12 protein-coding genes are annotated in these 13842 nt (G+C 74.4%); 6 read left to right on the plus strand and 6 right to left on the minus strand.

Annotated features, from left to right (window positions below):
* Window positions 1-66 precede the first annotated feature (66 nt).
* From ACFYYJ_RS40560 to ACFYYJ_RS40570, 3 genes are all read left to right on the plus strand, one after another.
* Window positions 67-630: an RNA polymerase sigma factor gene (locus ACFYYJ_RS40560; RefSeq protein ID WP_389139855.1), complete on the plus strand. Its 564-nt coding sequence runs from the start codon at window positions 67-69 to the stop codon at window positions 628-630.
* Complete coding sequence (locus ACFYYJ_RS40565) at window positions 611-886, plus strand: hypothetical protein (protein WP_385129887.1); 276 nt, start codon at window positions 611-613, stop codon at window positions 884-886. The genes ACFYYJ_RS40560 and ACFYYJ_RS40565 overlap by 20 nt, the downstream gene beginning before the upstream one ends.
* Window positions 887-1062: 176 nt before the next feature.
* Window positions 1063-1491, plus strand: a complete 429-nt coding sequence (locus ACFYYJ_RS40570) for a hypothetical protein (protein ID WP_385129889.1) — start codon at window positions 1063-1065, stop codon at window positions 1489-1491.
* Window positions 1492-1543: 52 nt separating this feature from the next.
* Here the strand turns inward: ACFYYJ_RS40570 and ACFYYJ_RS40575 are convergent, their stop codons facing one another.
* From ACFYYJ_RS40575 to ACFYYJ_RS40600, 6 genes are all read right to left on the minus strand, one after another.
* Window positions 1544-2059 (minus strand): YcxB family protein, encoded by a 516-nt coding sequence (locus ACFYYJ_RS40575; protein ID WP_389139860.1) that lies wholly within the window; start codon window positions 2057-2059, stop codon window positions 1544-1546.
* A gap of 46 nt (window positions 2060-2105) precedes the next feature.
* Window positions 2106-3296, minus strand: coding sequence for a lipid-transfer protein (locus ACFYYJ_RS40580; protein ID WP_385129892.1), 1191 nt, complete (start codon window positions 3294-3296; stop codon window positions 2106-2108).
* 14 nt (window positions 3297-3310) lie between these two features.
* Complete coding sequence (locus ACFYYJ_RS40585) at window positions 3311-5443, minus strand: acyl-CoA dehydrogenase (RefSeq protein ID WP_389139865.1); 2133 nt, start codon at window positions 5441-5443, stop codon at window positions 3311-3313.
* A 75-nt stretch (window positions 5444-5518) separates the two neighbouring features.
* Window positions 5519-7171, minus strand: a complete 1653-nt coding sequence (locus tag ACFYYJ_RS40590; protein ID WP_389139868.1) for a serine/threonine-protein kinase — start codon at window positions 7169-7171, stop codon at window positions 5519-5521.
* The gene (locus ACFYYJ_RS40595; protein WP_389139871.1) at window positions 7168-8742 is read right to left on the minus strand and encodes a serine/threonine-protein kinase; all 1575 of its coding nucleotides are present in this window, start codon (window positions 8740-8742) and stop codon (window positions 7168-7170) included. The genes ACFYYJ_RS40590 and ACFYYJ_RS40595 overlap by 4 nt, the downstream gene beginning before the upstream one ends.
* Before the next feature lie 62 nt (window positions 8743-8804).
* Entirely contained in the window at window positions 8805-10811 is a 2007-nt protein-coding gene (locus tag ACFYYJ_RS40600; RefSeq protein ID WP_389139874.1) for a serine/threonine-protein kinase, read from the minus strand.
* Between the two features lie 225 nt (window positions 10812-11036).
* On the opposite strand from ACFYYJ_RS40600, the gene ACFYYJ_RS40605 reads away from it, so the two are divergent.
* The 3 genes from ACFYYJ_RS40605 to ACFYYJ_RS40615 all read left to right on the plus strand — a co-directional run bounded on the left by ACFYYJ_RS40605 (window position 11037) and on the right by ACFYYJ_RS40615 (window position 13771).
* Window positions 11037-11681 (plus strand): class I SAM-dependent methyltransferase, encoded by a 645-nt coding sequence (locus ACFYYJ_RS40605; protein ID WP_385129900.1) that lies wholly within the window; start codon window positions 11037-11039, stop codon window positions 11679-11681.
* Between the two features lie 163 nt (window positions 11682-11844).
* Window positions 11845-12813, plus strand: a complete 969-nt coding sequence (locus ACFYYJ_RS40610; RefSeq protein ID WP_389139878.1) for an N-acetylmuramoyl-L-alanine amidase — start codon at window positions 11845-11847, stop codon at window positions 12811-12813.
* A gap of 145 nt (window positions 12814-12958) precedes the next feature.
* A complete protein-coding gene (locus ACFYYJ_RS40615; RefSeq protein WP_389139882.1) occupies window positions 12959-13771 on the plus strand; it encodes a hypothetical protein in 813 nt (270 codons plus the stop codon).
* Window positions 13772-13842: the final 71 nt, after the last annotated feature.

Raw genomic sequence — 13842 nt, forward strand, 5'->3', positions numbered from 1 at the left:
CCGGAGCCGTCGCACTCGTGCTGCTCTGCACCTGCACCGTCGTCCTGCGCAAGCGGAGCCGGGCCCGTGGCTGACCCGTCCTGGCCCGGCGCGACACTGGTCGCCGCCGCGCAGCGCGGCGACGTCGAGTCGATCACGGCGCTGGTCTCCGGCTCGCACCCGCACGTACGCCGTTTCGCCCACTCGTTGTGCGCCTCGCCCGAGGACGCCGAGGACGCGGCCCAGGAAGCGCTGATCATCCTGTACCGCAAGATCGGGATGCTGAGGGCGTCGGGGGCGCTGGCCTCGTGGATGTTCCGCATCGTCCGCAACGAGTGCCTGCGGCGGGCCCGTTCCGCGATCCCGCGGGGGCCAGGGACGGCACCGGAGGAGCGGGCGATGTCCGCCGAGGACGAGGTGGTGCTGCGGCTGGAGGCGGCCCGGGTGGCGGAGGCGGTGGCCGCGCTGCCCCTGGACCAGCGCAGAGTGCTGATCATGCGGGACGTCCAAGGCCTGAGCGGCCGGGCGACCGCCGATGCGCTGGGGATCGGCACCCCGGCGATGAAGTCCCGGCTGCACCGCGCCCGCGCGGCGGTGCAGCTGGCCCTGCACACGGCTCCCGGAGGCAGCCATGACCACACGGATCACTGACGGCGACGAATACGCGAGCGCCACCCTGACACGACACGTGGTGCGGGGCGCGATCGGCTTCGGCTCCCTGATCGGCGCCCTCGCCCTCCTCCCGCTCGTGGGGCCGGTGGCCCTGCTCCTGGCACCCGTGGGCCTGCTCGCCCTGCGCGGGTGCCCGATGTGCTGGGCGATCGGGCTGGCCCAGACCCTCTCGCGTGGGCGGCTGGAGCGCGAATGCGTGGACGGCCGCTGCCAGCTGAAGCCGGCAGCCCGCTGACCGCCGCCCGGCTGCCGACAGGGCCGTCGGCCGGGCCGGGGGCGGGTACGGAAGCTCCCGGGCCGGGCGCTCAACCATGCTTTCCCGGCCGGAAGTTGACGGATTCCACCGCAGCGCGCGTCCACATGGTGGACCAGGATGAGTCTCCCTCAACCTAGTTTCATGGAGACGGAATCATGCGCATGTCCGCCCTGACCACCGCCGCCGTGCTCGTGGCCGCGACCCTCGCCGCGGGCGCGGCTCCGGCCACCGCCGACACCCCGGCCGGCCCGGTCCTCTCGGTCCCCCTGGAGGCCGGCAAGGTCCGCCACCACAACACCGGGACGGTGGACTACGAGCGCGTCGACGGCGCGGTGAACTCGGTCAGGATCATCTCGGTGACGATCACCGGCGGCGAGCTCGACTGCGCCTGGGTGTCGTGGAACGACCCGGACAGCCCGAACGGCTGGACCAACCTGACCAGCGAGCCCTCCTGCAACGGCACCACCCTGGTCGAGAACCCCGACCTGATCATCAAGGCACCGGCCGGGCACCCGCTCAAGGTGCGCCTGCTCGCCGACCACCCCGGCTCCGACGTGGTGCACAAGGACATCGAAAAGCTCTGACCGGGGCGGGGCGGGAGGGGACGGGACGGGCTGGTACCGGCGGGGACGGGCCCTACGAGCGGTCGCCGGCGCGCGCTTGCGCGAACGCGGCGAGGAGGTCGCTCTCGCCCGGAGCGGTGAACAGCCGCTTGGGCAGCGCCACGAGACACGTCCGGCGGCGCGAGCGGCCCACGAACACGTGCAGCCGGGGCGTCTCGTGGTACCAGCGCACCTCGTCCCACACGATCCGCTGCGACTCCGCGCCGCGGAACACCTCGATGCCCGCGGCGTCCACCACGACCCGCTTCTCCTCGGAGCCCCTGCCGGCGCGGAAGCCCCGGGCCACCGCCCACCGCGGCAGGACCAGCAGCACGACGAGGCCGTACGCCACCGCGATCCCGAGGGAGACGGGGTCCACGGTGAGCCCGGTGGGGGACGGCGTCACGCCCGCCGCGGCGAGGAAGACCGTACCGAGGGCGGCCACGGCGCGGCCCCGCCGGAGCAGCCCCGCCGCCCTGGCGGCCTCGTCGTACTCGTCCCTGGTCAGACTGCCGGTGGCGCTGAAGGACACCTCTCGCGTCGCACTCATGGGGGCGGAGCCTAGCGCTCCGCCCCCATGAGCCGAAAATGCGTTCCTATCCCCGCCGCAGGAGGGTGACCACGGCCGCGCCGCCCAGGCCGATGTTGTGGGCGAGGCCCACCCCGGCTCCGGGGACCTGGCGGGCGCCGGCCTGGCCGCGGAGCTGCCACACCAGTTCCGCCGCCTGCGCCAGCCCCGTCGCGCCCAGCGGGTGGCCCTTGGAGATCAGGCCCCCGGAGGGGTTCACCACCCACCGGCCGCCATACGTCGTCGCCCCGCTCTCCACCAGCTTCCCCGCCGCGCCCTCCTCGCACATGCCGAGCGCCTCGTACGTGAGCAGTTCGTTGATGGAGAAGCAGTCGTGCAGCTCGATCACGTCCACGTCCTCGATGCCGAGGCCCGACGCCTCGAAGACCTGCCGCCCCGCCGCCGCCGACATCGGCTTGCCGACCACGTCGATGCACGAGCCCGAGGAGAAGGACGCGTCGGTGTCCGTGGTCATCGACTGGGCGACGATCTCGACCGCCTTGTCGTGCAGCCCGTGCCGCACGACGAACCGCTCCGAGACCACGAGCGCCGCCGCCGCGCCGTCCGAGGTCGGCGAGCACTGGAGCTTGGTCAGCGGGGAGTGGATCTCCTTCGCCGCCAGGATCTCCTCGACCGAGTACACGTCCTGGAACTGCGCGTTCGGGTTGTTCGCCGAGTGCCTGTGGTTCTTCGCGCCGACCGCCGCCAGCTGCGCGGCCGTGGTCCCGTACCGCTCCATGTGCTCGCGGGCCGCGTTCCCGAAGATCTGCGCGGTGGGCGGGGACATCTCGAAGCCGTGCCCGGCCGCCATGATCCCGTAGTGCCGGGCCACCGGCGAGGTCTTGAAGTCGCCGCCGTCCGCGCCGCCGCCCAGCGCGCCCCGCTTCATCTTCTCGAAGCCGAGCGCGAGGACGCAGTCGTTGATCCCGCCCTCGACGAACTGCCGCGCCATCATCAGCGCCGTCGAGCCGGTCGCGCAGTTGTTGTTCACGTTGTAGACCGGGACGCCGCTCAGCCCCAGTTCGTACGCCGCCCGCTGCCCGGCCGTGGAGGCCTGGAAGCAGTAACCGACCGGCACCTGCTCGACCAGGCCGTAGTCCACCCCCGCGTCCGCGAGCGCCGCGCTCCCGGCCTCCTTCGCCATGTCCCAGTACTGCCAGTCCCGCGACTCCGGCTTCTCGAACTTCGTCATGCCGACGCCCACGATGTACGACTTCATGTCTGTACTGCCCTTCAGTCCCTGGGAAGGCCGAGGATCCGCTCGGCGACGACGTTGAGCTGGACCTGCGTGGTGCCCCCGGCGATGGTCAGGCAACGGGACATGAGCATCCCGTGCACCGCCCGCTCCCCCGCCCCCTCCCGTACGGCGCCCGCCGGGCCCAGCAGTTCGAGGGTGAGCTCGGCGGTCCGCTGCTGGTGCGGGGTCTGGACGAGCTTGCGTACGGACGCGCCCGCGCCCGGCTCCAGCCCCGACACCTGCTGGAGGGTGGTGCGCAGCCCGATGCAGGCCAGCGCGTGCGCCTCGGCGGCCAGTGCCCCGATGCGGGCGCGGTGGGCGCCGTCGAGGTCGGCGGAGCGGGCGATGAGGGCTTCGAGGCCGGTGTCGAAGCTCATCAGGCCGGCCATGTGGACGCGTTCGTTGCCGAGGGTGTTGCGGGCGACCTTCCAGCCGCCGTCGGCCGCGCCGACCAGCGCTTCCGCCGGGAGGACCGCGTCGTCGAAGTAGACCTCGTTGAAGAGGGCCTCGCCGGTGATCTCCTTGAGCGGGCGGACGTCGATGCCGGGGGTGTTCCTCATGTCGACGACGAAGTAGCCGAGCCCCTTGTGCTTGGGGGCGTCCGGGTCGGTGCGGGCCAGCAGGATGCCGTAGTCGGCGGTGTGCGCGGAACTCGTCCACACCTTCTGCCCGTTGATCCTCCAGCCGCCGTCACCGGTGCGTTCCGCCTTCGTGCGCAGCGAGGCGAGGTCGGAGCCCGCCCCGGGCTCGGAGAAGAGCTGGCACCAGGTCAGTTCGCCGCGCAGGGTGGGCAGTGCGTACGTCTCCCGCTGCGCGTCGGTGCCGTAGGCGAGCAGCGACGGCACGACCCAGGTGGCGATGCCGAGGTCGGCGACCCTGACGCCGGCGGCCCGCATCTCCTGCTGGACGACGAGCTGTTCGACGGGGCCGGCGCCGAGGCCGTAGGGCGGCGGGAGGTAGGGGGCGGCGTAGCCGGTCGGGGCCAGGATCCGTCTCGCGGCGGCCGGGTCGAGGCCGCGCGCGTCCTCGATGGCGGCGCGGGCCCGCTCCCGGTACTCCTCGGCCTCCGCGGGGAGTTCGAGGCGCAGTTCGCGCCTGGCGCCGCCCGCCGCGAGGCGTACGGCGCGGATGCGGTGGCCGTCGCCGGAGCCGAGCAACTGGCGGGCGACGACCGCCCGCCGCAGGTACACGTGGGCGTCGTGTTCCCAGGTGAAGCCGATGCCGCCGAGGATCTGGATGCAGTCCTTGGCGCAGGACCAGGCGGCGTCCAGCGCGGTGCCCGCGGCGAGCGCGGCGACCAGGGAGCGCACGTCCGCCGGGTCGTCCATCGCGTTGGCGGCGTCCCAGGCCAGGGCGCGGGCCTGCTCCAGGCGGACGAGCATGTCGGCGCACAGGTGCTTGACGCCCTGGAACTGCCCGATGGGCCGGCCGAACTGTTCGCGGATCTTCGCGTACGAGGCGGCCGTGTGCAGGGCCCAAGCGGCGGTGCCGCAGGCGTCGGCGGCGAAGAGGGTGCAGGCCAGGTCCCGTACGAGGGCCGCGTCCAGCTCCAGTACCCGGTCGGCGCCGACGGTGACCCCGCGCGCGTGCACCTCGGCGGTGGGGCGGGTGGGGTCGGCGCTCTCGTGCGTACGGACGTCCAGCGCGGCGGCGTCCACGGCGAACCAGCGGGTGCCGTGCGCGGCCTCGGCGGCGAGCAGGACGAGGTCGGCCTCGCCGGCGCCGAGCACGGGCGGCGCGAGCCCGTCGAGCAGGTACCCGCCGCCCTCGACGGCGACGGCCGTCAGGGTCCCGGGGCCGAGCGCGACCGCGCCGACCCGCCCGGCCAGGGGGTCTGCCCCGGCCCGGTCCAGCAGTACGGACGCCAGCGCGCTCGGCAGGTACGCCCCGGGCAGCGCGCCCCGGGCGGCCTCCTCGACGACGACGGCGAGGTCGAGCAGGGTGCCGCCCTCCAGGTGCGGCTCCAGCAGGCCCTGCGCGGCCATCGCGTCCCAGTAGGCGGGCCGCGTCCCGGTCTGCGGCGGGGTGTCGAGCAGCTTGCGCACCTCTTCGGGAGGCATGGCCCGCGCCACCCAGCCGCGTACGGCTTCGGCCAAGTCCCGCTGTTCCGCTGTGATTCCGATGCCCATGCGCGGCAGAGTAGAACACGTTCCATTCTGACGGAAGGTCAGATGAACGTGTTCTCCGACGGGCCGGCCCCGGCCTCACCCCGGCATGGCCGCCACCGCCGCGCGGGCGATCTCCTTGGCATCGGCCTGGCAGCGCTCGGGCGGGTGCTCGTCCCCGTAGAGGACCACCTGCACGACGAGGTTGCCGTCGCGGACGACGAGCGAGCAGTTCTCCCGGTACCAGTGCGCTCCCCAGAAGGCGCCGTCACCGACACCGACGCCGGTCTCCGGGGTATCACCCTTGTCGGTGCCGCTGAAGTCCTCGCGCTGGATCTTCGTGGCGTTGCCCTTGCTCTCGGTGCTGCGCTTCAGGTCCCAGCTGACGAGCGCGTGCGGGTCCTGCGGCTCGTACTGCCGGCCGTCCACCACGTACGGCGCGCCGCGCCACTCGCACATCGTCTTCGCCTCTTCGGCCTCCTCGTGGTGGACGTCCTTGTCCTTCCTCCGGTCGGCGGCCGGCAGCGGCAGCTTCCCGGCCGCCTCCTCGCAGACCGGGGACTTCGCGTACTTGTCGGGCACGGCGGAGCCGCCCGCCGACGCGTCCCCGTTCGTCAGCCAGTACGCACCGCCCCCGACGGGCGCGACCGCGAGCACCCCGGCGAGGGCGAGGACGGCGGGCCTGCGGGGGCGGCGGCCCGACCCCGTGGCCACGACCTGCGTGTACGGGGCGGTGGGCGGGGCGGTGGGCGGGGCCGCGTCCACCGCCGCCTGCTTCCGGAGCCAGACCGGCGGCTGCGGGCGCTGCGGGCTCCGCGGACCCTCCGCGCTCTGCGGGACGGCCGTCCGGTCCGGGCCGGCCAGCAGCCGGTCGATCTCCGCCCGCTGCGCCTCGATCATCCCCCGCACGGCGGGCAGCCGGCCGCCGGCCGCCCCGGCGACGACCGGGCCCAGGAGCCCGAGCAACTGCACCGGGGTCGGGCGGGCCGCCGGGTCCTTGGCCAGGCACCACTCGACGGCCCGGCGCAGCGGCCCCGGCGGTACGGCGCCCAGGTCCGGCTCGGCGTGCACCAGGTTGAACAGCGTCTGGAGGGTGGACGTCCCCGCGAAGGGGCTGCGGCCGGTGACGGCCAGGGCGAGCACCGAGCCGAGGGAGAACACGTCGGAGGCCGGAGTGAGTTCTGCGCCCTCGGCCTGCTCGGGCGACATGAACGCGGGCGAGCCGACCACCAGACCCGTCTGCGTCAGCTCGGTGGCGTCCCCGGCCTCGACCGCCCGCGCGATCCCGAAGTCGATGACCCGGACGCCGTCCTCGGCGAGCAGCACGTTGTCCGGCTTGAGGTCCCGGTGCACCAGGCCGACCCGGTGGATCTCGATCAGGGCCGTCGCCAGCCCGGCCGCGAGGCACCGAACGGTCTCCTCGGGAAGCGGGCCGGAGGCCTCCACGGCCGCGCCCAGCGAGGGCCCGGACACGAACACCGAGGCCAGCCAGGGCGTGGCCGCGTCCGCGTCGGCGTCCATGACGGCCGCGGTGTAGGCGCCGGAGACCTTGCGGGAGGCGGCGACCTCACGGCGGAACCGGGCGCGGAACGCGTCGTCGGCGGCGAAGCGGGCGTGCACCTGCTTGACCGCGACCAGCCGCCCGTCGGGGGCGGCGCCGAGCAGCACCCGGCCCATGCCGCCCCGGCCGAGCTCCGCGAGGAGCCGGTACGGTCCGGTGGCGGCCGGGTCGGAGTCCCTCAGCGGCCTCATCGTTTGGCCACCGGTGCCGGGGCGGACCGGGCCACGCCGCGCAGGGTGTCCTCACAGGCGGCGCCCGGCGGGTGGTCGGGGCCCTTGAGCGAGAGGAAGAACTCCAGGTTCACATCACGCGCGTACAGCACGCAGCCGTCCTCCTTCTTCGTCTTCTTCAGCCACATGCCCTCCTCGACGAACCCGAGGGCGGCGTCACGCCTCGTGCCACCGCGGATGTAGAAGCCCTCGTAGTGCTGCTTCGCCTGCTCGGCGCCGGTCCTGCCGCCGGAGCGGCTGGTGTAGAGGTCCCAGATGACGTAGATCTCGTCGCCGTACCGGTTGTTCCAGACGCAGGTGAGCTGCGGATGCCGGGTCCCGTCCGCCCCCTGCATGTCGAAGACCCCGCTGGTGCCGGGCGCGGCCTCGAAGCCTTCCGGGACCGCCACCTTGCCGCGGGTCTCGTCGCAGGTCTTGGGGAGCGGGCCCGCGTACGCGTCGGCGACCTGGGACAGCGGGACGCCGCCGGGCGTCGGCACCTCCTCGGGCACGGCCGTACGGAAGACCTCGTCGACGACCGGACGCCCGAAGGTCAGCCCGGTCACGACCAGGGCCGCCACCAGTCCCGCCGCGACCAGCAGCCCGGTCCGCCCCGTCCACCGACGCCTCGACCCCACGGCCCGCCCGGTGGCGGTCCGCTCCGGCGCCGGTGCGTCGAGCAGCCCGGCGAGGCGACCCCGCTGGGCGGCGATCAGCGCGTTCACCGGCTCCGGCCAGGGCCGCGCGGCGGGCGTCACCGCTCCGACCATCACCAGCAGCTCGCGCGGGGTCGGCCGGGCGGCCGGGTCCTTCGCCAGGCAGGGCGCGATGATCCCGCGCAGGGAGGGCGGTACGGCGGACAGGTCGGGCTCGGCGTACACGACGTCGTGCAGCAGCCGGGGCACGGACGCCGCGGCGAAGGGCGCGCTCCCGGTGCAGGCCAGGACCAGGGTGGCGCCGAGCGAGAACACGTCGGCGGCCGGTGTGAGCTCCTGCCCCAGCACCTGCTCGGGCGCCATGAAGGCGGGCGAGCCGATCAGCGCCCCGGTGTGCGTGATCTTCGTCTGGTCCCCGGCCGCGCGCACGATGCCGAAGTCGATCACGCGCGGACCGTCCTCCGCGAGCAGCACGTTGGACGGCTTGAGGTCCCGGTGGATCAGCCCCGCGCCGTGCACGTCAGCCAGCGCGTGCGCCAGCCCGGCCGCCAGCCGGCGCACCGCGTCCTCGGGCAGCGGACCGGCGGCCACCGCCTCGGCCAGGGTGGGGCCCGGTACGAACTGCGAGGCCAGCCACGGTGTCGCCGCGTCCGGATCGGCGTCGACGACGGGCGCGGTCCAGGCGCCGGACACCTTCCGCGAGGCGTCCACCTCCCGCCGGAACCGCGCCCGGAACCCGTCGTCCTCGGCCAGCTCGGCGTGCACCTCCTTGACCGCGACGAGCCGCCCGTCGGGCGCCGCCCCGAGCAGCACCCGGCCCATCCCGCCCTGCCCGAGCACCTCCACCACCCGGAACGGCCCCACACGGGCCGGCACGGACGACTCCTGGTTCTGCATGTCCCGCAACCTCTCCCCCGGATCCGGCTGCGGATCATACAGACCGTCAACAACGGTTCGGATCAGGAGCGTTCGTAGTAGTAGCCGTCACCGTGCGCGGGCCCCACATTGTGCTGGATCCCGGCCGGCTCGCTCTTCGTGAAGAACGACGGGTCCAGCGCGCCGCAGAAGTTGCTCGCCGACTTGCTCTTGTCCACCGCCGCCGACCCGATGTTGATCCGGCTCCCGCCGCCGCCCACCGACACCACCTTGGCCACGTTCTCGCAATGGCCCATCTGGGACTCGGTTATCAGGCGGACGGACCCGGACCGCGAGATGATCACCGTCACCGGCTGGTCGATGTTGAACTGGCTTTTGTACGTCCAGGAGCCGGCGAAGTACGAGGGCACGGCGTCCCCGCCGGAGGACCCGCCGCCGCTCGGCGAACCCGCGCCGCCCGGGGTGGAGCCCGGGGTGGTGCCGGACGCGTTGCCGCCGCCCGGACCGGCGCCGGTGCCGGTACTCGTACCGGTTCCCCCGCCCCCGCCCCCGACGACGCCCCCGCCCCCACCCTGACCGGCGCCGTTCCCGGTCCCGCCCGGGGAGCCCGCGCCGCCCGGTGTCCCCGCGCCCGCCGCGCCGCCCTGCTGCGCGCCGCCACCACCGGGGTCCGCGGCGCCGCCTACCTGGCCGCCCTGCACCACACCGTCCGGGCTCTGCGGGGTCTGCGCGCCCGGGGTCGGCGAACCGCTCGCGGCGGACGGGGCGCCGGCGGCGCCGGGCGTCACGGGCGCGCCGCTCGCCGGGGGCGCGGCCTGCGACCCCTCACCGCCGAACGGCTGGATCAGGGCCACCGTGCCGCCGCCGATCGTGATCACGAACACGGCCGGCACGACGACGGTCCACCGCCGCTTGCGTTCCCGTCGGTCGCTCGCGGAGGTACGGTCCAAGGCCGCCGACCCCGCGGGCGCGTCGGCACCCGGTGCGACGGCGGGCTCCGCGGCCGGCTCCACGGTCGGCTCCTCGGCCCCGACGTCGGGGCGCAGCCCGAGCGTCGCCCGGTCGGCGGCCTCCGGACCGGCCCCGGCCTCCGCCTCCCGCCGGGGCGCCGCCTCCGCGTCGAGCAGCCGCGCCGCCTGCCGGGCGAGCCGCGCGACGACCTCGGGCGGCAGCCACGCCCCGCCGGGCACTGCCGGACGGACCCGATCCGGGTCCTGCAGCAGTTCCTCCACACCGGGCCGGTCGTCCACGGCCTTGGCCAGGCAGCGGCGGATGAGCGCGCGCAGGGCGTCGTCCTCCACCCCGTCCAGCTCCGGTTCGGCCTCCACGATCTGGAACATCACCGCGTGTTGGTTGCTCGCACCGGCCCCGAACGGCAGCCGGCCCGTGGCCGCGTACGTCAGGACGCAGCCGAGCGTGAACACGTCGCTCTTCACCCCGGCGCGCTGCCCGCGGACCTGCTCGGGCGACATGAACCCGGGCGAACCCACGACCATGCCGGTGCTGGTCAGCAACGACTCGACGGAGGTCTCCAGCGCCCGCGAGATGCCGAAGTCGATGACGCGGGCGCCCTCGACGGTCAGCATCACGTTCGACGGCTTGAGGTCGCGGTGCACGATCCCGGCCGAGTGGATGTCCTCCAGGGCGTACAACAGGCCCTCCGCGAGGGCGTGCACGGAGTCCGCGGGCAGCGGGCCGTGCCGGCGCACGATCTGCTCCAGCGAGAGCCCGGGGACGTACCCCGTCGCCACCCAGGGCCGGTCGGCGTCGGGGTCCGCGTCGATCACGGGCGCGGTGTACCGCTCGCCGACCCGCCGCGCGGCGTCGATCTCGCGCCGGAAGCGGGCCCGGAACTGGGCGTCCGAGACGTGCTCCTCGTGCACCACCTTCACGGCGACGGTCCGCCCGGCGTCGGACCGGGCCAGGTACACCCGCCCCATGCCGCCGGCGCCGAGGCGCCCGAGCAGCAGGTACGGCCCTATCCGGCTCGGGTCGGCGGCCGCGAGCGGTGTGATGCCGCCGTCGACGTCGTCGTCTTCGGCGTTGCGGTCGTCCCGGTCGCCCTGGTCGTCGCTGATCCCACTGCTCATGCTGCCCATCCCCCGGTGAGTTCGCTTGGTCGGTCGAACTCGCCTCAGGGTAAAGGCTGTTCACGCCCGCTCCGAAGGGCGGGGCGGCGGACGGCAACCGACCCGGGAGACCCGCGCGAAGGCGGCTCCGCGGGTGCACCGGGCCCCGGCATGGACCCCTACCCGGCGGTAGGGCAGCATGGGCCGCCACCGTCACCACCACGCAGGTTCAACCCCGGAGGACCCATGGCCGCCACCCCCAAGCCGGAGACCCTCGCCGCCTTCGAGGCCGCCAAGGGGTTCATGCCCGTGGGCGAGGGCCTCGCCCTGTACGAGGCCGCGACGGCGGCCGCCGCGCTCGGGCTGCCGCTGCTGGAGGTCGGGACGTACTGCGGGCGCTCCACGATCCTGCTGGCCGACGCGGCCCGCGAGGCCGGGGTGGCGGCGATCACCGTGGACCACCACCGGGGAAGCGAGGAGCAGCAGCCCGGCTGGGAGTACCACGACCCGACGGTCGTGGACCCGGAGATCGGCCTGATGGACACCCTGCCCACCTTCCGCCGCACCCTGCACCGGGCGGGGCTGGAGGACCACGTCATCGCGATCGTGGGGCGCTCCCCGCAGGTCGCGGCGGCGTGGGGCGGCCCGCTCGGCCTGGTCTTCATCGACGGCGGCCACACCGACGAACACGCCACCGGCGACTACGAGGGCTGGGCCCCGCACGTGGCCGTGGGCGGGACGCTCGTCATCCACGACGTCTTCCCCGACCCGGCCGACGGCGGCCAGGCCCCGTACCGGATCTACCTGCGAGCCCTCGCCTCGGGCGCCTTCGAGGAACTCTCGGTGACGGATTCCCTCCGCGTCCTGCGCCGCGTCGGCGAGGGCATCTGACCGGCTCCGCCCCCACGGCGGCCCGACCCCACGGCGACCGGGGTCGGGAACGGACGAGCACGCGAACAGGACCGAACGGGTCAGTTCCGGGCATATAAGCGCACCACGCCCTCGAATGGCCCAGAACACAGACCGGGCCGGGCACCGGGTCTAGCATCGCGGCGTGCGCTACGACGACAGCCCCCAGCCCTCCGAGCCCGCCGGGCCGGCCGACGCCTCCGCCCCGGCCGGCCCCGCGGTGCGGCCCTGGTACACCCGACGGTCCACCCTGGTCGTGGGGGTCGCCGCACTCGCCCCGGCCTGTCTGGCCGGGTGGGTGCTGACCCAGGTCCTGACCGGAGCCGGGGCGGGAGCCGGGTCCGGGTCCGGTGACGCCGCCCGGCCGAGCCGCCACGACGCGAAGGCGGCGGCCGCGCCCGCCACCCCGTCCGAGGAACCGGCCTCCGCCCCCGCCAAGGGCCCGCTGGCCGGGAAGACGGTCGTCGTCGACCCCGGACACAACACCGGCAACTTCAAGCACACCGACGAGATCGACCAGCAGGTGGACATCGGCACGAACCTCAAGGAGTGCGACACCACCGGCACCACCACGAACTCCGGTTACATGGAGGCCGAGTTCACCTTCGACGTCTCGCTGCGCCTGCGCAAGGCACTGGAGGCCCAGGGGGCGAAGGTGGTCCTCACCCACGAGGGCGACCGCCCCTGGGGCCCGTGCATCGACGAACGCGCCCGCATCGGCAACGAGGCGAAGGCCGACGCCGTCGTCTCCGTGCACGCCGACGGGGTCTCGGCCGGCAACCGGGGCTACCACGTGATCCTCCCCGCCAGGGTCAAGGGCGGCGACGCCGACACCTCGCCGATCGTCGGGCCCTCCCGGACCCTCGGCGAACGGATCGCCTCGAACTTCGCCCGGACCACCGGATCCGACCCCGCGAACTACCTCGGCAGCGGCACCGGCTTGGTCGTCCGCGACGATCTCGGGGGACTGAACCTGTCAACCAGGCCCAAGGTGTTCATCGAATGCGGCAACATGCGTGACGCCAAGGACGCGGCGCAGCTGACGAGTCCGGAGTGGCGCCAGAAGGCGGCCCAGGGCATCGCGGACGGCATCGTGGCCTTCCTCGGCGGGTAGCCCTCTCGGGAGTCCCGCCGGGACTCGGTCCACCGCCCCGATCCGTATCGCCGCGGGGAACCTCCGTACCATGGTGCCGCCCGCCCGCTCCGTACTGCGACCGCGGCACCGCGAGACGACCGAGACCGAGAAGGACACCTAAGACGTGAACATCCGCTCCCTCACTCGAGGCGACGGCGTGGTGATCGGAGCAGCGGCGCTGCTGTTCATCGCCTCGTTCCTTGATTTCTACTCCGCCACCGGCGGCGACCTTCCGAGCGCGTGGAACAACGGCGGCCTCCCGCTCCCGACCATCTTCCTGGTCGGTTTCATCGCGGCCGGGCTGCTCGTCTTCGCCCGCGTCCAGCCGGAGCGCAAGGTGCTGGGGCTGCCGCTGATCGCGTGGGGCACCGTGCTCGCCGTGTCGGCGGCGTGGTCCTCGCTGTGGGCGCTGTTCACCTGCCCGACCGTCCTCGACCTGGGCGCCGGCTCGATCATCTCCTTCCTCGCCACCCTGGCCCTGGCCGGCGTGGCCCTCTTCGCCTCCAAGGTCCCGGCACTGGCCGGCCAGCTGGTGCCGGACGCACGGCCCGCCGCCCCCGGGCCGTACGGCGGCCAGCCCCAGCCGGGCGCCGGGTACGGCTACCCGGGCACCCCGGAGGGCCAGGGCCAGCAGGCCCACCCCTACGGCGGCACCCCGCAGCCGGCCCCGCCCTACGGCGGCACCCCGCAGGACGCCGGCCAGCAGGCGCCGACGCCCACCCCGCCCCCGGCGTCGGACTTCTCCCCGTTCTGGTTCGCGGTCCCGGTGGCCCGCCCCCTCTTCGCCGAGGACGGCTCCCCGAACCCGATCGCGGAACTCGCGCCGGGCACCTGGTACCTGGCCGTCGAGCAGCGCGGCCCCTCCACGCTGATCGCCCAGACCCAGGACGGCCGCCGCGGCGTGCTGAACGACACCTCGGGCATCCAGCGCGGCTAGTCGACCCGATCCCGCGAGCACGTACCGACGGCCCCCCGCCCTTCCCGGCGGGGGGCCGTTGCCCTACAGTC

Origin of the sequence: Streptomyces sp. NPDC002467 (assembly GCF_042889825.1) — a bacterium.
Taxonomy (GTDB): Bacteria; Actinomycetota; Actinomycetes; order Streptomycetales; family Streptomycetaceae; genus Streptomyces.